We start from the raw sequence: 19,505 nt of genomic DNA, 5'->3' as shown, positions 1-19,505 counted from the left end.
GGAGCACTGCGTCCGCAGATCGGAGAAAACATATGAAAGCATCTCATCAGATAAATAAAAACACATCACTGCCACTGTCATTACGCCCTACCCCACTGGCGTTGCTATTGCTGACGGTAACGACACCTGTGATGGCAGACGATTATTTTGATCCCAGCTTTTTGGGGATTGCTGGTGACAATTCCAACGTTGATTTGTCCGTATATTCGCAGGCAGGCAGTGTGGCGGAAGGGGAATATACGGTCTCCGTTTTTGTCAACCAGCAAGATGCTGGGCAGTACACACTTAATTTTGTAAAAAATGAACAGGGAACGGTTGCCCCTGAAATAACCCCTGCACAGCTGGAAGACTGGGGCGTCAATGTCCCACAGATAGCAGAATTAAATAAACTGCCGAAAGAGCTTCCTCTGACCGATTTAAGTACCACGATACCCGATGCATCCGCCAGGCTGGAACTGAGTCGTCTGCGCCTGGATATCAGCATTCCACAAGTCGCCATGAAACCCGCGCTCGACCGCCAATCAGATCCGGCCTTATGGGATGACGGTATTCCTGCGCTGATGATGAACTACAATCTGAGCGCAGGCCGCACAAGCAGCAGTTATGGCAGCGGCCTGAAAACCAATAGCAATAACCTGTTCGCTTCTGCACGCGTAGGCGCCAACGCTGGGCCATGGCGCCTGCGTAGCACCATTACGCATACTCAATCAGAATATAGCGGCGGACATAATGAATCCGCCAGCAGTCAAAGCCAAACCTCATTTACGAATACCTACCTGTCTCGGGATATCCTGCCACTGCGCTCCTCTTTGCAAGTTGGGGAAACCAGCACTGCCAGTGACGTTTTTGACGGTTTTTCTTTTCGTGGAATAAAACTGACGTCCAATGAGCAGATGCTGCCGAGCTATATGCGTGGCTATGCCCCTGCGATCAGCGGCGTAGCAAACAGTAATGCCCGTATCACTGTACGTCAGAGTGGCAACATTATTTATGAAACCTATGTTGCCCCTGGGGCTTTCTATATTAATGATATCCAGCAGGCAGGATTATCCGGGGACTATGATGTTACCGTTACAGAAGCCGACGGCACAGAGCGGCAGTTTGTGGTGCCCTACTCGTCGCTGGCCGTAATGCTAAGACCTGGCGGATGGAAATATGAAGTGGTTGCCGGCCGCTATGACGGCAATATCACAACCAGTTCACGCCGCTCCGATTTTCTCAGCGGAACCCTGATCTACGGCTTGTACAATACTGTCACGCTCTATGGCGGCGCGCTGCTGGCAAGAGATTATCAAGCGTTCAGTGCGGGCAGTGGGGTATCGATCGGCGATCTCGGCGCGCTATCTGCGGATATCACGCATTCAACGGCGACATTTACCAGTGCAAACCAGGTGAGCGACGAGCAGAAAAGCGGCAAATCTTACCGCATCCGTTACTCCAAAAGCATGTTGTCAACGGGAACCTCCGTGGACTTAACTGCCCTGCGCTATTCCACCGAGCACTTTTATAACTTCAGTGAATTCAATAGCCATGGATATCAGCTTGAAGATGGCGTCAATTCGTGGGTATTACAGCGCCGCCGCACCAGTTTCCAGACTCAGTTCAGCCAGCAACTGGGGCATTATGGATCCCTGCATTTCCGCGCAAGTCGGGATGACTACTGGGGAAGTGACCGTAAGCTGACAGGGCTTTCACTGGGCTACAGTAACAGCTTTAAAGGCGTCAGCTACAGCGTAAACTACAACATCGACCAGATTAAAGACAGCAACAATAGCTGGCCGGAGAATCGTCAGTTATCCCTCAATGTAAGCATTCCCTTTAGCATCTTCGGCTACGGGCAGAATCTGCAATCCATGTATGCCAATTACTCAATCACACGTGATAACAGCGGAAGAACACAAAACAACTCCGGCTTTAGCGGCAGCACGATGGACGGGAAACTCTCTTACGGGGCGTCACAAAGCTGGGGAAATAAAGGCCAGATTGCGAACACTAACCTTAATACCGGCTACCAAGGCAGCAAAGGGAGTATCAGTGCAGGTTACGGCTACAGCAGCAATACCCAGGCCCTGAATATGAATGCCTCCGGCGGCGTACTTCTCCATCAGGACGGTATTATCTTTAGTCGCACAATGGGTGACTCCGTGGCACTCGTCAGTGCACCCGGCGCGGGCGGTGTGAGCGTCAACGGCGGCAGCGCTGTGACTGACAGCAGTGGTTATGCCGTGGCGCCTTCTCTTTCTGATTATAATAAAAACAGTATCGGGCTGGATCCCTCCACTTTGCCTGAGAATGTAGATTTAGTGCATTCCAACATCAATGTCTACCCGACTCAGGGGGCCGTGGTAAAAGCGCACTTCGCCACCCGCCAGGGCTACCAGGTGCTGATGACGCTGACACAAGGCAGCAAAAGCGTGCCATTTGGCGCTATCGCCACTCTGCTGAGCAATCCTGCAGGTGAGACTATCGGTGGGATAGTCGGCGATGCGGGGCAAGTGTATCTCACGGCTCTGCCGGAAACCGGCAATTTACAGGTAAAATGGGGAGAGACAGATGCGCAACAATGTAAAGTCAGTTTCGATCTGCGCAATATGAAGACCAGCGAAGATATGCCCGTTCGTCAGGTATCTTATCAGTGCGTTAATTAACTATATAATATTTTTAACATTCAGGCCAAACAAGTATAAACCCAACGCCGCATCAGGAATAAAAATGGAAAACTTAAATAACCCTCCAAAAAACAAAAGAAGCCCATTTCATTTGATATCTTTTGGCAGACCGGGAATCAATTTCACCGCAATCTCTGCCCTTCTGCTTTGCAATACCGCCTTTGCAGCAGACAATGTAAGATTAATGCCAGGGCAGACGGTATTTAAAACCCCAGTGGCATTTTCAGAAATGAAAGCAACATTAACTAACATTAACAATGTAATAGTGACAGGGGCAATCTCCGATCATGAATCAGACATCACAAAAAGAGATTGCAACAATTGGAGTGCAAAATTTGGATGGTCATCCGATCACAAATACTGGGGATTGAAGGTTGCAGAAGATGTTATAGTTTCCTTTAATGGAGACACCTGGGGGGGGACAGAGTCTACTAGAAACGGCAGACGATATTCTTCCTCAGGAGGATTTACTGCGAATCCTGGAACTGAAGGTGTTACTTTTACAACACACGCAGTGAAGAGCTCAAACCCAAGAATATATTGTGCATATTTAGGAAATATAGAAGGCATTAACTGGCAGGGTGGCTACTATAGCATCTCCCATCCTTCGGGAGGAGGCTTAAATATATATGCAGGACCAAAGGCTGTCGCCCAGACCATTCCCGTCAATATTTATTATGGTGTTTCCGTTGCGCCCAGCGGTTTATTAAAGACATTATGGTCAGGCACCATCACCGTGAGGGCGCGTGAATGCACTATCAGTACAGACAATCTTATCACTTTTCCCCCAGTGGATGTCTCCAGTGGCGTGAATGGCCGGGCACTGGCGAATAAGAGTGGTAATATTTCAATACGCTGTGATGATGCAACCAATGCCCCTGTTAGTATTGAAATGCAGGGCGACCAGGGAAGATTTTCAGATACACTGGCATTGAAAATGTCCGACGGTGGTACAGCTCCAGCAGAAGTACGCGGCTTTATAGGTTCAAATATACCTCTTGGCGGTGAATGCAATGGTCGACTTGATAGATTGAAGGGCGTTGTATATTTCACCGCTAACGCTGGGATGGAAAAAATCTCACTCACGCCTGGCACATACCAATACAACTGGGTATTGTGCAGCACTGGGGGACTTAAAACAGGGAAAGCAACCGGGGTAGTAAGAATGGTTGCTAATTGGGATTAATTACTCTAAAAATGAGTAACCTGCTTACCCGTAAGATACTTAAATCACTATAAACCCTCATCACCGATGAGGGGAAATCAATCACAGTGTTTAACATTATATACTCATGACCGGCGGGAATCCTGACGTTTCCTGACCGGCCTGAGTAGACAAAGAAACACTATATGAAGCGAAGAAGGCTGTCAGTAAATCTTCGCTATTGGTGTTAACACATACGATCATCACCGGTTTAACACTTGCCCACACCCCTAACATTTCGTCCTAAAGAATTTTATGACTATCGCGTTACTGGCTCTGATTTAGATATACTTTGGTCTAAGTATTTCGCGTTCAACATATAGGTTTTCCCTAGTAAGTCATTCCCAGACAACCATAATATCCGATTGAAACTTAGATTAAGACCATCATAGCCATACTCAAAGAGATATCCATTACTGGTAGTAAATTTAAAATCATCATCTGCATAATCAATGAGCTTATATTGAATCCCCTGAGCTTGAGAGTAATGTTCTTTGACTCTCTGCAAATAGAAAGAGGCGCTATCAGAGAATATATCCCTTGCACGCTGGCTATATTTATCCAGGGTTAACCCCTTCTCCCCTTCCAATTTTGTCGCAATTAATGCAAATATATCAGCATCCGCCCTGGCGACAGCCAGTTGCACCCCCAAAAAATAGTTTAGTTTTTTTACATCCACCTCCAGCTGTTTTTTTATTGAGGCTGAGGGGGGATTTCTTTCCACCATAAATTCACTTGTTTTGGGAATTGCCATAACTGATGTCGCTATATAGGCTGCACATGCCGTAATACGTTGCGATAAATTTTGATTTACCAATATTGACAGTGGATGGCCTTCCTGAGGAACCTGGCTCAGATCTATACCTTGCTGTAAAAGATTTTGCTCAACTTGCTGCTGAGTACTTTCTCCTCGCGCTAACGCGCATACTTGCTTCATCATCAGCTCATTACGTTGACCATTGGGCATGGGAACCAGTGACATAACCGCTCTCTGGATAATCGGAAGTGCCGGTATTGCGATCGTTTGCGCCGTATTATCGACGGCAAGACGAGGGCTGTTATCACAACCAGCGAGCAAAAGAAGTGGAAGGATCCTTCCTAAATATTTAAGTAATGCCATGGCGTATTAACCTTGTACTGATTTAGAAAAAAAGCAGGCTGCACCTGGCAGCCCGCTTGTCATTTATTAAACAGTGCGTCTTACCACTGGTAACCGATGCCAACACCAATACTGGCATCACCTTGTGTATTCGTTGAAGCCTGAAGTTTACTGACCCAACGCCCATTATCAGAGATCGTCGATACACCAAGTGACAGTGCTGATTGATCCCTATAGCCAGCAGCACCAAGTGACACCATGCTCGCACCAGGAGAATACGGTTGCGTCAGGCTTGCCATAGCCATAGCACTCGCGATCCCCGCGCTTAGCTTGTCATCCTGATTATCCAAATCACGCTTCAGTTCAGTGAAACGTCTATCAGAGTAAGCATTAGCATTGTTAGTGATGTTTGACACACTTTTATTCAATTGATCTAAATTCACAGCATCCGTACCTTGAGTACCGGCTGCCACATTGGCTATTTGTCTTTCATTACCCACAGATCCAACCGAAATGCTGTTGTCACGGTCAGCGACAGAGTTAGCACCAATCGCAGCGCTGTTGTTTGCCGTCGCTCTCGCCCCACTTCCCATTGCCACAGAATTCGTGCCAGATGCGAAAGAATTGGTACCAACCGCGGTACTGTTATTACCAGAGGCAATTGAACCTGCTCCGCCCGCCACCGCATTACTCCCGGTAGCTGAAGGTTTAGAAGCAGCACTGGTATTATTGACCTGGAACATACCATCGGTGCCGTCCTGAAGTTTTGTAACGTTACCCTCAACCTGTGTAACACGGCTGTCCACCGAAGCAATACCGTTAGTAACATTAGTAATATTGCTGTTAATAGTGCTAAGAGAGTCGTCGGTATATTTTTTTGACTCCGCCACAGCGCCATCAAGCTGGCGTAAGTTGACGGCATCTGTAGCCTGTACACCATCAGCAACGTTACTCACTGTCCGGGTTTCCCCAGTCAGAGAATTCCCCATGGATACGGTCCCCACGGAGGCATTATTACTGTTGGAATATTTACCGACATAGTTCTCAGCACCACGACCGTTATCACTGGATCCCTGACCAAGGGCAACGCTGCCATTTGCACTGGCAGTAGCTCCGCTACCTATTGCAACGGTACCATTCCCTGATGCAATTGCGCCGCCACCTGCTGCCACAGACTCTGTACCGCCCGCGACTGAATCAACCTGAGTGGAATTAGCGTGAAAATACTTCACGCCGCCGCCGTTGGTAATATTGTTGATGCTCCCCTCAATAGTCGTTACACGACCGCCGAGATTAGATATGTTAGTGGTATTGAGCGCCACCTGATCCCCAACGGATGTCAACTGTGCCACGTTAACGGCATCATTAGGTGCAGACCCAGCGGCAACCCCCGTTATTTTGCGATTTCCCGCGGCGGTTCCAATACCCAATTCGCCAACCGATGTCTGCAGAGAGCTGAGACCATAAGCCGTATAACCGGTTTGTGCGCCGACAGTTGTTATTGAGCTTGACCCCAATGCAATACTTGTAGCCTGACTTGCCACCGCACCAGCCCCCAGGGCCAAAGACTGTTCCCCCTGAGCGTCGGCCTGTGAACCGATAGCTATACCAGAAGCCAGCTGCACCTGAGAATTACGGCCGATCGCGATACCGCCTACGGCTGATTGCCCAACGACAGACTGATTACCAATACCTATTCCACTATCTCCATTGACTACAGTACCAGGACCAACGGCGATAGACTCCTGTCCTGCGGCCAGGGAGTCTTGTGGGTTCGTTGAGTTAGCATGGAAGTACATAGTCCCCGTCGAACTGATCGACCCTATTGCACCAGTCAACTGCCGTAAAGTCACAGCATCCTGGGCCTGGGTCCCATCAGCCAAATTGGTGATTTGCCTGTATTCACCCGCTTTACCTAATGATACGGCCCCCAGTAACGTGGCATCGGAAGTGTCATAGTGAATAGCCCCACTTCCAACAGGAATGGAACCTGTGGAGGAGGCAATCGCCCGATCGGATATAGCCCCCTGGCCAAGAGCAACACCACCGAGCACTTGCACACTGGTTTGGTTACCCAATGCCACGCTTCCGTTAGTCGCAGCCGTCGCCCCTACGCCAGCGGCAAAGGATTGAGAGCCAGAAGCGGTCGCTTGTGGACCGACGGCCACGCTGTCCGTGCCGGTGGCAAAGCTGTCAGCCAGCAGGGAATTGGCGTGGAAGTATTTGATCCCCGCGCCGTTATTGATGATGTTATTGAGCGATGTGCCCAGACCACCCACCGCCGTGTTGGTGGCAAACAGCTGGCTGCCGTTGACCGCATCGGTGCTTGAGCCGCTGATCCGGCCTGCCGCAACGTTGGTTATCTGCCGTTCACTGCCCGCCGCCCCCAGGCTCAGGACACCCACCGGGGCGCCACCTGCGTAGGTGTAGGCCGTGCCGTTCAGCGTGTCCCCGGTCACGGCGTTAGCCGCGGCGGTCAGCGCCCCGCTGCCCAGGGCAACCGAGTTCGCGGTACCTGCGGTGGCACCGTTGCCCAGCGCCAGAGCATTAGCCGCCGTAGCGCTGGCTGCCGGACCGACGGCCACGCTGTCCGTGCCGGTGGCGGAGCTGTCAGCCAGCAGGGAATTAGAGTGGAAGTATTTGATCCCCGCGCCGTTATTGATGATGTTATTGAGTGATGTGCCCAGACCACCCACCGCCGTGTTGGTGGCAAACAGCTGGCTGCCGTTGACCGCATCGGTGCTTGAGCCGCTGATCCGGCCTGCCGCAACGTTGGTTATCTGCCGCTCACTGCCTGCCGCCCCGACGCTTACAACCCCTCCAGCCACGGGTGCAGAACCAGCAAAGTTGTAGGTGACCCCATTAATTGTTCCGGTGGCGGTGGGTACTGAGGCAGACACAGTAGAGTTATTGCCCAGTACTACGGAGCCATCCAGACCTGTAGGTATACTGATGTTATTACCTAACACAAAAGCATTATTGGATATAATTGAGTTATTATTACCTATAGAGTATGAATTATTTCCAGATATGGTACTGGGGTCGCCGATTGCTCCAGAGTTATTTCCTGAAACAGTATTTCCAGTACCAATGCTTATACTGGCTGAACCTGACGCGCTGGCCCCATGGCCAAAAGCAATTGCATTGGCACCCGCATTCGCGCCGTCCCCAGCCGCCAACCCAAATGTCCCCGTAGCAGAGCTCCCTCGTCCAATTGCGATACCTGAAATTGCGGATACTGTTGATTGCCCACCTATTGCAATCGCGTCATTCGCGTTTGTCTGTGCTCCTCGCGTTGCATTGCTACCAATAGCAATGGCGCCAACTCCAGACGCCGTTGTTGAATTGGCAGGCGTTAGCGGCGTTGTGCCATTTCCCCCAGCCCCACCTATCGCAACAGAGCTGTTACTCAGTGCCCGGGCACCAAATCCCAGGGCAGTACTGGCTACACCTGTTGCCGTGCCTGATAATCCAAAAGCAGAGGCCCACTGAGCCGCAGTTGAGAAAAAGCCAAATGTAGAAGCACCGGAGCCTGTGCCCTGCGCATAGGTTCCAAAAACTGACACCCCATCCTGACCATTACCACTTGCGTTACATCCAATAACGTTTGAAAAAGTACCTGAACCGTCCGCCGGGAGAGCGGTTGTACCCGGAGCCGTTACTTGCCCAACAGTGAGGCTCGCAGGGGTAGAGACACAGTTCCCTACGCTTGGAGAATAAGTATTTGCTTCTACTTTTTTAACGCTGTTAGCAATAAAAAATATAACAACTAATGAAGTAACGACGCAGCCTCTTGTTAAAACCCCCTTTGCCTTTTTCCTCATGCTATAAACGCTGTTCAAATGAATTATATCTTCAAGGATTTCAATAGAATGATTATATATCTTCATTTTAATCCCACCATCTCTCTAAAAAAGATCAACACGCTGGGAGCCCTGAGGAATAAACAGGGCACTGTCAAAACACCGTTAATTTTAGAAATGAGAATCATTTATTAAATTCCAGCCCCACAAGGATTAAAATGCGGGGATCCTTCCATGACTCAAAGAACAAACAAAAGATATAATAAGCACGTTAAGATTATTTATAATTTTTTGATAAAAACCTCAATCATCATACACATAGCTTATTTCACCTGCGATAACCCTCCGTTCTTGAATCACAAATCTTTACATAACACATACAAATCCAAACATAGATTTAGTTCATTGCATTTTCAATAATGATAAAAAAAATTACTCGAAGGCCACTGGCCCGAGAACCCACCCTATTCATAAACATAATTCTGCATATTTGATACATCTCTCAGCAGAGATGAAAAAACTCGTTTCACCGAAGAAAAATTACCTATGCCTCTTAGGCCGGCTTATTAGTCGGACGTCTGCCGCAATCTGGCCATTACCGACACCATTTTCTATGCGTGACGTAAAGAAGCGCTGAGGGCTTACGTCACCAGGAGAAGTGATAAAATGCGACCAAAGAGGTGGATCGCCAATCAGAGACTCAACAAGACAATCTGGCAGGATAATCTGAAAAAAACTGACTCTGCCGCGCGACAGAGCAAGCGGTAACAGGCATGGAATGGCCCCGAAAAACAACAATTCGCCTTTGTACAGCAGGCAAGTTGCAGTCTCAGGGCCAGAATCTCAATCATGTCTGGGTGCATATACGACCGAACAAGCTACGAAGAGACTCAACAGCATTGAACTCAGACACCCACATTTTGCATCTCAGAGAGATGCCCCCGGCAGAATTGTCAGAGAAATCTGCCAGGGACCAGGGCACGGCACCAACTTAAAGCCGATGATGCCCGATCACGGTTAGATGATTATTCAAGATTTCAAACTCAGTAGTAATCAACCTTTCAGGATACGATCTTAGACAAAATAATGATTAAGATGAATTAACTGTATCCGCACGCTCCATATTAAAAATATCTAGCAGTGGAACTGAATATTTCTTATCATATTCAGTGCATTGAATAGTTCTACATCACTTATACAATGGGTTTTTTTCTTGAGTTTCTGTTTAAAATAACTGACGCGTTTATTGCTCATATTTGTCAATCTGGCTATTTCAATAAGTGATTTACTGGCGGACAAGTAGTCTCTGATTTCAACTTCACGCGGGGTTAGATTAAAACAGCCATATTTTCCAGACAGACTCTGTTGCTTAGCACCTTCTGAAAAGAAAGCATCCAGTATATGAGTGACTCGATGAGGCCGAGAAACATGTCTAAATAAGTAATTAATTGAACTAGCCGGAGTTATCAACAATAAAAAAGCACTTCTCAATGCGCCATCTATAATTAAAAAATCAAAGTCCATTTCCAACAAAACACTCAAGTTATAACAATGTGTAACTTCAAACAAATGTCTACAGGAAATAGTTTCAAAAATCAAATGATTCATACCTTTTAAAAGATATAAATTCTCTGTCATAATGACGACTTTGATACTAACGTTTTCAGTCGCCCGCGAAAAATCAATATTTTTTTTAATGATAAAATGCATATCGTGGGACTCCTTCCCAAACATTCTTTCCAACAGCACTCTCCATGAACTACAAAACCATATAAAGTCTCTTCATACAGGCAGAGCACCCACTTAATCATCAATCTTGATGAAAAATTTTATATCACGAAAGTATATCGCAATATCCTCTAACAATGACTTTGTAGTATGTGAAAGCAATTGTTCTTCACCCAGCATACTCAAAACCCTTTCTTCCAGACTCACAATCCCACAGGAGTAATTCATTATGGCATTCTCAAGCAACCTTAACCGCTTGATATCCAACTCATCGTTCATAATATTTTCGCCTAAAATAAAATTGAGCCACTCAGTAGACCCGTGCTTAATGGGTAAGAGAACAGGGTGTAAGTGGAATCGTCATTATATAAAGCATAGGCGTTTTTTATGACACCTTGCATATTTGATCATTACCAAAAAAAATGCCAACAATCAGCACACAAAGATATTAGCCATGATGTAACGACAGAAAAAAATCACCAATATAAAAATGCAACCGAGGTCAAATCTGCTATATATCGAAAATAAATAAACTCACAAACGCTATATTTGAGATGTATACAAATTTCCACATTTTATCTAACTTAACCAAAAAGCAGCGTTTTGTTTGTAAATGAATCAGAAGATACTCTTGTATTGGCGTACAGTAAAAGCATCCCCTTTGCATCTGTAAAACCACAGATGACGCTAAGTCTATAAACAAAGTCCTCCAAAGTAACATCAAGGGCAATCAGCATCCTTATTAACATGGTTAATGTTAGGTGATTTACTCCCCTTTCGTATCTTGATATTTGTTGTTGGCTTAATCCAACCATACGGCCAAATTCAGCACCAGTAATTTTTTTTCTTTGCGAAAGAAACGAATTGTTTCACCAGCACATGAGTTAATCATACTGAATCTTTTTAACGCGGGCGTCACTATCTCTTCAGGGAAGAAATGGCTATCCCCAATGAAAAACAAAACATAACCGATTCAGTGTCTTTATTGAATCGAGATCGTTAATTTCCTGACGTAACTGACCATACGCTTTTATTCACAAGTAATTTAACTAACATTATCTTGCTTGAAGTCAAAAATGTGATGCGTGATTTTCTGTAGTATGTTTAACCGAATGTATGTTTCCGAGTAGCCACATTTTAGATGTGATGATTATCACAATGCAATAGTCGTAACGGTTCGCATTAATCACTATACGAAACTGTTACCAATGTTAATGTTTTCGATAAATTGATAAAAACACCCCTATAATCAATGCGTTATAACACCTGGCACTCACTGTCAATATCGGCCATTATTTACTTTAATTCGATATTTTTAGCTAAACCATCATCAAAAATTGAATTAAAAAGGTTTTTAAATCCAAATAATCCATGTTTACACAAAACAAAACAATTTGACTCAAGTTTAGTTACGAATATTAATTCTTTCTATAAAAATTGATGTAAGCATCTGTTATTTATATAGTTATCCATATCACCATCCAAAATTAAACTCTCATAGCGAGTATTTGCCTGTTGGTGCTGTAAGTCTCCCCGTTTTAATTCCCCACACTTTTTGAGAGTTCCGATTTTTCAGCCACCAGCTGATACTCTTCCGGTGTCAGGGATTCATGGGACCGATCGTTGTTATAGTCCATCAGTCAGCGCTATGTAATTTCCCGTGTTTCATTCAGAGGGCTGATCAGGTTTCTGCCCGGTATGGCCGATGGAGCCAACGCCAGTGAGACCCGTTCTGGTTCCTTCTCCATCCGCATCTTCAGCGTGTAGCCGCAGAATAGGCAGGTTTGCAAGGATACTTACACAATATCAGGGGGATGAAGTAGCACTGTTCGGCAAAGATACCCCTTATCCTCTATCCAGACTGCCCTGCTCGTGATTCCCCCTTGATCTTTGCTATCAACATACAATACTGTATATAAATACAGTATTAATCAGCGGTGATCATAATGCAGCTTTTCACACCTACTGAGCGACACCAGATAGTCGCTCACCCGATGTGCAATGCCCCTGTTCCCTGCGTCTTTCCAGGTCCGGCACAGGGCTACATTGAGCGTCGTACCGCTCTGAATGAACCGATGATTCAACACCTCAGTGTGACCTGTATCATGGCCTCTGCGAGATGAGCATGTTTGCACTGTGTGATGTGAACGCTTTCTATGCATCCTGCGAAACTGCTTTTCGTCCTGACCTGAAGGGCCGACCCGTCGTGGTTTTGTCCAATAACGATGGTTGTGTCATCTCTCGTTCAGCGGAAGCAAAACCTCTGGTGAAGATGGGGGAACCGTATTTCAAACACAAAGAGCTGTTCAGGCATCATGGTGTGGTGTGCTTCAGTAGTAACTATGAACTTTATGCTGATATGTCCAACCGGGTTATGACCACGCTTGAAGGGATGTCCCCTCGTAGCGAAATATATTCAATTGATGAGATCTTTTGCGATCTTACCGGCGTACGAAACTGTCGCGATCTTTCCGAATTAGGCCGGGAGATGAGAGCGACCGTTCTGCAGCACACACACCTGACAATCGGCGTAGGGATAGCACCAACAAAGACCCTGGCTAAACTGGCAAATCATGCAGCTAAACGATGGCAACGGCAGACGGAAGGCGTTGTTGAGTTGTCAAATGTGGGTCGACAGCGAAAATTGATGGCTGTACTACCGGTAAACGAGGTCTGGGGGGTAGGACGACGCATCACGAAGAAACTTGAGATGATGGGGATAAAGACAGTCTTGCAACTGGCAGACACTGATATCCAATTCATCAGAAAACACTTCAATGTCGTGCTGGAAAGAACCGTCCGTGAATTACGGGGTGAACCCTGCCTTGAGCTGGAAGAGTTCGCCCCGGTAAAGCAAGAAATCATCTGCTCTCGTTCGTTCGGCGATCGCGTCACCGAATACGAGGATATGCGTCAGGCTATCTGCAGCTATGCGGCTCGGGCTGCAGAGAAACTTCGTTTGGAACATCAATACTGCCGATTTATCTCGGCGTTTGTGAAAACATCCCCCTTCGCGGTTAGCGAGCCCTGTTACGGCAATAGCGCATCGCTAAAGCTGCTCACGCCAACCCACGACAGCAGAGATATCATCGCGGCGGCAACACGCTGTTTGGATGCAATCTGGAAAAGCGGATATCGGTACCAGAAAGCTGGCGTACTACTGGGCGATTTTTATAGCCAGGGCGTCGCGCAACTTAATCTGTTCGATGACAATGCTCCAAGAAAAAACAGCAAAAAGTTAATGGATGTATTAGATCATCTGAATGCTGAAAAAGGCAGTGGGACGCTCTACTTCGCTGGTCAGGGCATTCAGCAACAATGGCAGATGAAACGGGAAATGCTTTCACCTCGATACACAACACGATTTTCTGACCTACTTACCGTTAAGTAATGCGTGGAACCAAAACGAGTCTGCTTCCCACCACCGGCTTTCCGGCTAAATCCGGGCGGAATGCCGTTTCACAGGAGGCATAGAAGCTGTTGACATCCACCAGCGCAAACATGCTTAGCTCGCCGCTTTGATGATAAAAGTGACGACGCCAAAGATATCGAGCGAGCCTTCGTCGGTGACAGAGATCGGCGAGTAAGCGCTGTTCATCGGCAACAGCATCACCGTCGGGCGAAGCTGCAGGCGCTTCACGGTGAACGCCCCGTCAATCGCTGCAATCACAATATCGCCCTGCGACGCCGTTCTTGAGCTGTCAACGATAAGCAAATCTCCTTCGCCGATTCCCCCTTCCACCATCGAGTCCCCCGCCGCCTTCACGAAGTAAGTCGCGCCGGGATTGCGCACCAGCAGCTTGTTGAGGTCGATACGCTGCTCAACATAGTCCTGTGCCGGTGACGGAAACCCGCACTGCACCAGGTCGCCAAAGAGAGGTAAAGAAGAGTCGGGGCAATGCGCCGCAGGTTTGAGAAGGTTCATGATACCGCCAATGCAAATACTGTTTATATATACAGTATCAGGTAAAAAAGACACTTCAAGCAAGAAAACACGCACTTTTGCTAAGCCATTTGTTTTGCAAACGAAAAAACTCTAGCCCGCAGACAGAATCCATAAAAGCCTTAAGGTGTAATGAAAAAGAGCATAGTGATATGGTCATCAGCAGGCCCGTTACCCAACAAAAGGATGCGTGATGACACAGCCAGAGATTCAGGATTTGCTTAACCAGCTCGAAACCCCGGAAGATGCCGCGGCGCTAAGCTGGGTGGAAAAACAAAACCAGCGCACCACGGACAGGTTCGCCAAAGGAGAGCGTTTTCAGCAGATGCGGGGCGCCATCCTGCAGTCGCTTGATGATAAAACCAACATTCCCTGGGGAAGTCATTACCGCGAAAAGGTCTATAACTTCTGGCAGGATGACGAGCATCCTCGGGGTATCTGGCGCCGGACGTCTGAAGCCTCTTATCTGACGGCCACGCCGGAATGGGAAACGGTGCTGGATATCGATCGCCTGAATGAAGACGAAGGCGCGAACTGGAGCTACCACGGCGCAGACCTGCTTCATCCTGACTATTCGCGGGCGCTGATCTTTTTATCCAGCGGCGGCGATGCCTGTGAAATACGTGAATTCGATCTGGTGAATAAAACGTTTATTCGCGACGGATTTTTCCTGCCGGAAAGCAAAAGCTCGGCAAGCTGGGTGGATGAAAATACCCTGCTGCTGGCGCTGGACGCGGGTGACGACACGCTCACCACCTCCGGCTATCCACGCTGCGCTTACCGCTGGGTCCGTGGCACATCGCCGCAGGATGCCGCGCTGATTTACGCTGGCGAAGCTACGGATATGGCCGTTTCAGCCTGGCATGACGATACCCCCGGTTTTGAGCGCGATTTGGTGCACCGCAGCAAAGACTTCTACCGCGGGCAGACCTGGCTATTGACCGGGCAGGACACGCTGACGCTTATCGCCGTCCCGGAGGATGCCTCCTGCGGATTTTTTAAAGACTGGCTGCTGGTCACGCTAACCTCCGACTGGCCAATAGCTGAGACAACCTGGCCCGCAGGTGCCCTGCTGGCTATTGATTTAGCTGATTTTCAGCGAGGTGAGCGCCATTTCATTTCGCTCTTCACGCCCAACTCGCGCACCACGCTGCAAGGCTACGGCTCGACCCGTGATTACCTCCTGCTTAACCTGAGCCAGGATGCTGTCGAAAAAGTCGATTTTATAAAAATCGAAAACGGGCAACGCCACTGTGTGAAAACGCTGGAGCTGCCTGATTTTACCAACGTCTCCGCCGGCGGTATTGATGATGAAAGCAACCGCTACCGGTTGGTCAGTCACGGGTTTTTGCAGCCCTACAGCGTCAGTTATGGCGATCTCGACACCGACACACTCACTCTTGTGAAACAGGATCCAGCCTGCTTTGATGCTGAAGCATTCAGCGTGACTCAGCACTTTGCCCTTTCACTGGATGGCACCCGCGTCCCCTACTTCCAGGTGGCAGCCAAAGCGCTGGCGCTGTCCGGTGATAATCCGACGCTGCTGTACGGTTACGGCGGATTCGAGGTCTCTTTAACACCTCATTACCTTGACTCAAAAGGCGCGACGTGGCTGCAAAAAGGCGGGGTTTATGTCGTCGCGAATATTCGCGGCGGCGGTGAATATGGCCCGGCCTGGCACCAGGCCGCGCTCAAACAGCATCGCCATCGCGCCTGGGAAGATTTTACCTCTGTGGCAAGCGATCTGGCGGCGCGGAAAGTTACCTGTGCCGCGAAGCTTGCCGCTCAGGGTGGGAGCAACGGCGGCCTGCTGATCGGCAATATGCTTACCGACTACCCAGCATTATTTGGCGCGCTGGTGTGCGAAGTCCCGCTGCTGGATATGCTGAACTATCACCGCTGGCTCGCGGGAGCCTCCTGGATTGCCGAGTATGGCGACCCGGACATTGCCGAAGAGCGAGAGTGGCTGCAGCGTTATTCTCCGTTCGACAAAGTGTCCGCCGATGTGGATTATCCCCCCACGCTGTTCACCACCGGCACCCAGGATGACAGGGTTAGCCCGGCCCACGCGCGTCGGATGGTGGCGCGGATGCAGCAACAAGGGCACGAGAACGTCTGGCTGTATGAGGAAACGGATGCTGGCCACGGCAGCGCGCCGGAGAATAGCCAGACGGCGGCCCATCAGGCCATGATCGAAGAGTTTCTCTGGCAGATGCTGACCGAGAAATAAGCGTGGGCGGTGCGTCAAAGGCGCGCCGCCTCATCATTAGCGTACCTAATGCAACAGCATATTTTTTAATTTTTATTTATCGCTCAAACGCTATTTAATTCGTCCTCAATCAATGAAAAGGAGACCGATAAATGGCTGGCGAGAATAACCTGGCAATACTGCTGAGCAATGCTGCCCCGGAGCTTAACCCGGGTAAATATGTATTTTGCACTTTAGCCTCACCTTCTGCGGAATTAAAAGATGCCGCCATTGTGATCGTGCGCGAGGCTGAAGGCGTGACGCTGGTTCTGCCGCAGGATCTGGCGGATAAACATGCCGTTAGCTACGACTATGTCGCCAGTTGGGTAACCCTGAAAATTCACTCGTCCCTCGCCGCCGTGGGCCTTACCGCCGCGTTTTCACGCGCACTGGCAAATAAAGGCATCAGCTGTAACGTGGTGGCGGGTTATTACCACGACCATATTTTCGTGGCTCATAAAGACACCGAATCGGCGATGGCGGCATTGTCGTCTCTGGCATCGGGTATATAAGCAGGCAAATATAAATCAGGGGATGCCTTTCGCCTCCCCTGACAACAGGCTATTAGCTGCGGATAAATTTCAGGATATCCGCATTGATGATATCGGCATGCGTGGTATGCATCCCGTGCGGGTAGCCGGGATAGATATGCAGCGTACTGTTGCTGAGCAGCTTATCCTGCAGAATAGCCGCATTTTTGTACGGCACAACCTGATCGTCATCCCCCTGCAGAACCAGAACCGGCACGGTGATGGCCTTCAGATCGTCGGTCTGGTCGGTTTCTGAAAACGCTTTAATGCCGTCATAGTGCGCTTTTGCGCTGCCGGCCATGCCCTGCCGCCACCAGTTCCGAATGCTTCCTTCAGAAACATCGGCTCCCTCGCGGTTAAAGCCATAGAACGGGCCAGAGGAAACATCGAGATAAAACTGCGCACGGTTTGCCGCCAGCGCCTTACGGAAACCGTCGAATACGTCGAGCGGCGTTCCACCCGGGTTGTTCGCGGTTTTCACCATCAACGGCGGAACGGCGCTGACTAAAACGGCTTTCGCAACGCGCCCCTGAGGCTGCCCGTATTTCGCAACATAGCGAGCCACCTGGCCGCCGCCGGTAGAGTGCCCCACATGCACGGCATTTTTCAGATCCAGATGTTCCGCTACCGCCGAGGCATCCGCAGCATAATGATCCATATCATGCCCTTCACTGACCTGGTCTGAACGGCCGTGCCCACGACGGTCGAACGCGATAACCCGGAAGCCTTCGCCTAAGAAAAACAGCATCTGGTTATCCCAGTCATCGGCGCTTAACGGCCAACCATGATGAAAAACAATCGGCTGAGCCTCTTTCGGCCCCCAGTCTTTATAGAAGATATTGACGCCATCTTTCGTCTTTACGAAGGTCATAAACCTCACTCCTCGTCGCTATGAATTGCATTTAACCCAGTAAAGCATAGTCGATGGGTGTGGCATGTCCGTAAATCCTGCTGGCATTCGCCGCCGCAATCCGTACCATACACGCCAGCATGACACGCTGTGCGTGTTGGATTCAGAGCCCGAGACTTTCATGACCACTCAAAAAGAACAGTACAACCTGAACAAGTTACAGAAACGCCTGCGTCGCAACGTGGGTGAAGCGATCGCCGATTACAACATGATTGAAGACGGCGACCGCATTATGGTTTGCCTTTCCGGCGGCAAAGACAGCTACACCATGCTGGAAATCCTGCGTAACCTTCAGCAGAGCGCGCCAATCAGCTTCAGCCTGGTAGCGGTAAACCTCGACCAGAAACAGCCAGGGTTCCCTGAGCATATTCTGCCGGCTTATCTGGACAGCATCGGCGTTGAATACAAGATTGTGGAAGAGAACACCTACGGCATCGTTAAAGAGAAGATCCCGGAAGGCAAAACCACCTGTTCACTGTGTTCTCGCCTGCGCCGCGGTATTCTGTACCGCACCGCGACCGAGCTGGGTTGTACCAAAATCGCGCTGGGCCACCACCGCGACGATATTCTGCAGACGCTGTTCCTGAATATGTTCTACGGCGGCAAGATGAAGGGCATGCCACCGAAGCTGATGAGCGATGACGGCAAACATATCGTTATTCGCCCGCTGGCCTACTGCCGCGAGAAAGACATAGAGCGTTTTGCCATTGCCCGCGAATACCCAATTATTCCGTGTAACCTGTGCGGCTCGCAGCCAAACCTGCAGCGCCAGGTGATTGCCGATATGCTGCGCGACTGGGATAAACGCTATCCGGGCCGCATTGAAACCATGTTTACCGCCATGCAGAACGTGGTCCCATCTCATCTGTGTGATACCGAATTGTTTGATTTCGCGGGTATTACCCACGGTTCAGAAGTGGTGAACGGCGGCGATCTGGCGTTCGATCGCGAAGACATTCCGATGCAGCCGGTTGGCTGGCAGCCGGAAGAAGACGGCGCGGATGTCTCTCTGCAGCGCCTGGATATTCTGGAAATAAAATAAGCTTACTTCCCTCTCCGCCCGGAGAGGGAAAACCTCAATGGTGTGCTGGTGGGTCGATTATCGGCCTCGGATCCGGGTCGGTCGGCGGGTCTGGAATCGGCTGCGGTTTGGGGATCGGGTCAGGTACCGGCACGGGTTCGGTGGGAAAAGCCGGGTCGCTCATCATCAGGCTGTCGCGATACAGCATCGTCATCTCCTGGTCAGTGAATCACCCTTTAAAGCATAGTCCACAAATCACAGGCAAAAAAAAGCCGACTCTTAAAGCCGGCATTGTACGAATCAATTGTGCTATGCAGTAATTCTAAAAAAAGGAAGTAAGACAATATGGA

General features: G+C 49.0%; 14 protein-coding genes and 1 pseudogene. 7 read left to right on the top strand and 8 right to left on the bottom strand.

What is annotated here, in order from left to right:
• Positions 1-32: 32 nt before the first annotated feature.
• Together VGM55_RS05260 and VGM55_RS05255 are read left to right on the top strand one after the other, a co-directional pair.
• Positions 33-2,648, top strand: coding sequence for a fimbria/pilus outer membrane usher protein (locus VGM55_RS05260; RefSeq protein ID WP_331634810.1), 2,616 nt, complete (start codon positions 33-35; stop codon positions 2,646-2,648).
• A gap of 64 nt (positions 2,649-2,712) precedes the next feature.
• The gene (locus tag VGM55_RS05255; protein WP_154188985.1) at positions 2,713-3,855 is read left to right on the top strand and encodes a hypothetical protein; all 1,143 of its coding nucleotides are present in this window, start codon (positions 2,713-2,715) and stop codon (positions 3,853-3,855) included.
• A 277-nt stretch (positions 3,856-4,132) separates the two neighbouring features.
• Here the strand turns inward: VGM55_RS05255 and VGM55_RS05250 are convergent, their stop codons facing one another.
• Positions 4,133-4,993, bottom strand: coding sequence for a hypothetical protein (locus VGM55_RS05250; RefSeq protein WP_154188986.1), 861 nt, complete (start codon positions 4,991-4,993; stop codon positions 4,133-4,135).
• Between the two features lie 80 nt (positions 4,994-5,073).
• The gene (locus tag VGM55_RS05245) at positions 5,074-7,941 is read right to left on the bottom strand and encodes a YadA family autotransporter adhesin (protein WP_331634808.1); all 2,868 of its coding nucleotides are present in this window, start codon (positions 7,939-7,941) and stop codon (positions 5,074-5,076) included.
• Between VGM55_RS05245 and VGM55_RS05240 the strand changes: the two genes are divergently transcribed.
• Positions 7,925-8,464, top strand: coding sequence for a hypothetical protein (locus VGM55_RS05240; protein WP_331634807.1), 540 nt, complete (start codon positions 7,925-7,927; stop codon positions 8,462-8,464). The genes VGM55_RS05245 and VGM55_RS05240 overlap by 17 nt on opposite strands.
• Here the strand turns inward: VGM55_RS05240 and VGM55_RS27470 are convergent.
• From VGM55_RS27470 to VGM55_RS05230, 3 genes and pseudogenes are all read right to left on the bottom strand, one after another.
• Positions 8,392-8,796: pseudogene (locus VGM55_RS27470) on the bottom strand (hypothetical protein); the annotation flags it as partial. The gene VGM55_RS05240 and the pseudogene VGM55_RS27470 sit on opposite strands and share 73 nt — an antisense overlap.
• 1,113 nt (positions 8,797-9,909) lie before the next feature.
• Positions 9,910-10,509, bottom strand: a complete 600-nt coding sequence (locus VGM55_RS05235) for a helix-turn-helix transcriptional regulator (RefSeq protein WP_414648201.1) — start codon at positions 10,507-10,509, stop codon at positions 9,910-9,912.
• Positions 10,510-11,087: 578 nt separating this feature from the next.
• Complete coding sequence (locus tag VGM55_RS05230) at positions 11,088-11,342, bottom strand: helix-turn-helix transcriptional regulator (protein WP_331634823.1); 255 nt, start codon at positions 11,340-11,342, stop codon at positions 11,088-11,090.
• A gap of 1,286 nt (positions 11,343-12,628) precedes the next feature.
• On the opposite strand from VGM55_RS05230, the gene VGM55_RS05220 reads away from it, so the two are divergent.
• Positions 12,629-13,894, top strand: a complete 1,266-nt coding sequence (locus tag VGM55_RS05220) for a Y-family DNA polymerase (RefSeq protein ID WP_154189594.1) — start codon at positions 12,629-12,631, stop codon at positions 13,892-13,894.
• Positions 13,895-14,008: 114 nt separating this feature from the next.
• Here VGM55_RS05220 and umuD read toward each other — a convergent pair whose 3' ends face one another.
• A complete protein-coding gene (gene umuD, locus VGM55_RS05215; RefSeq protein ID WP_331634805.1) occupies positions 14,009-14,428 on the bottom strand; it encodes a translesion error-prone DNA polymerase V autoproteolytic subunit in 420 nt (139 codons plus the stop codon).
• Positions 14,429-14,639: 211 nt separating this feature from the next.
• Between umuD and VGM55_RS05210 the strand changes: the two genes are divergently transcribed.
• Entirely contained in the window at positions 14,640-16,676 is a 2,037-nt protein-coding gene (locus VGM55_RS05210; protein ID WP_331634804.1) for a prolyl oligopeptidase family serine peptidase, read from the top strand.
• Positions 16,677-16,807: 131 nt separating this feature from the next.
• Positions 16,808-17,206 carry an ACT domain-containing protein gene (locus tag VGM55_RS05205; protein ID WP_331634803.1) on the top strand — a complete coding sequence of 133 codons (399 nt, stop codon included), beginning with the start codon at positions 16,808-16,810 and terminating at the stop codon, positions 17,204-17,206.
• Positions 17,207-17,258: 52 nt separating this feature from the next.
• Here the strand turns inward: VGM55_RS05205 and VGM55_RS05200 are convergent, their stop codons facing one another.
• Positions 17,259-18,095, bottom strand: a complete 837-nt coding sequence (locus tag VGM55_RS05200) for an alpha/beta hydrolase (RefSeq protein ID WP_331634801.1) — start codon at positions 18,093-18,095, stop codon at positions 17,259-17,261.
• Positions 18,096-18,255: 160 nt separating this feature from the next.
• Here VGM55_RS05200 and ttcA point away from each other — a divergent pair, with 160 nt between their 5' ends.
• Positions 18,256-19,176: a tRNA 2-thiocytidine(32) synthetase TtcA gene (ttcA, locus tag VGM55_RS05195; protein WP_331634822.1), complete on the top strand. Its 921-nt coding sequence runs from the start codon at positions 18,256-18,258 to the stop codon at positions 19,174-19,176.
• 34 nt (positions 19,177-19,210) lie between these two features.
• On the opposite strand, the gene VGM55_RS05190 is transcribed toward ttcA, so the two are convergent.
• Positions 19,211-19,363 (bottom strand): hypothetical protein, encoded by a 153-nt coding sequence (locus VGM55_RS05190; RefSeq protein WP_331634800.1) that lies wholly within the window; start codon positions 19,361-19,363, stop codon positions 19,211-19,213.
• Between the last annotated feature and the right edge of the window lie 142 nt (positions 19,364-19,505).

Source organism: Cedecea sp. (assembly GCF_036500665.1).
Classification (GTDB): domain Bacteria; phylum Pseudomonadota; class Gammaproteobacteria; order Enterobacterales; family Enterobacteriaceae; genus Cedecea.
The sequence above is the reverse complement of the archived record's forward strand: the minus strand, read 5'-3'. Positions and strand labels throughout refer to the sequence as shown.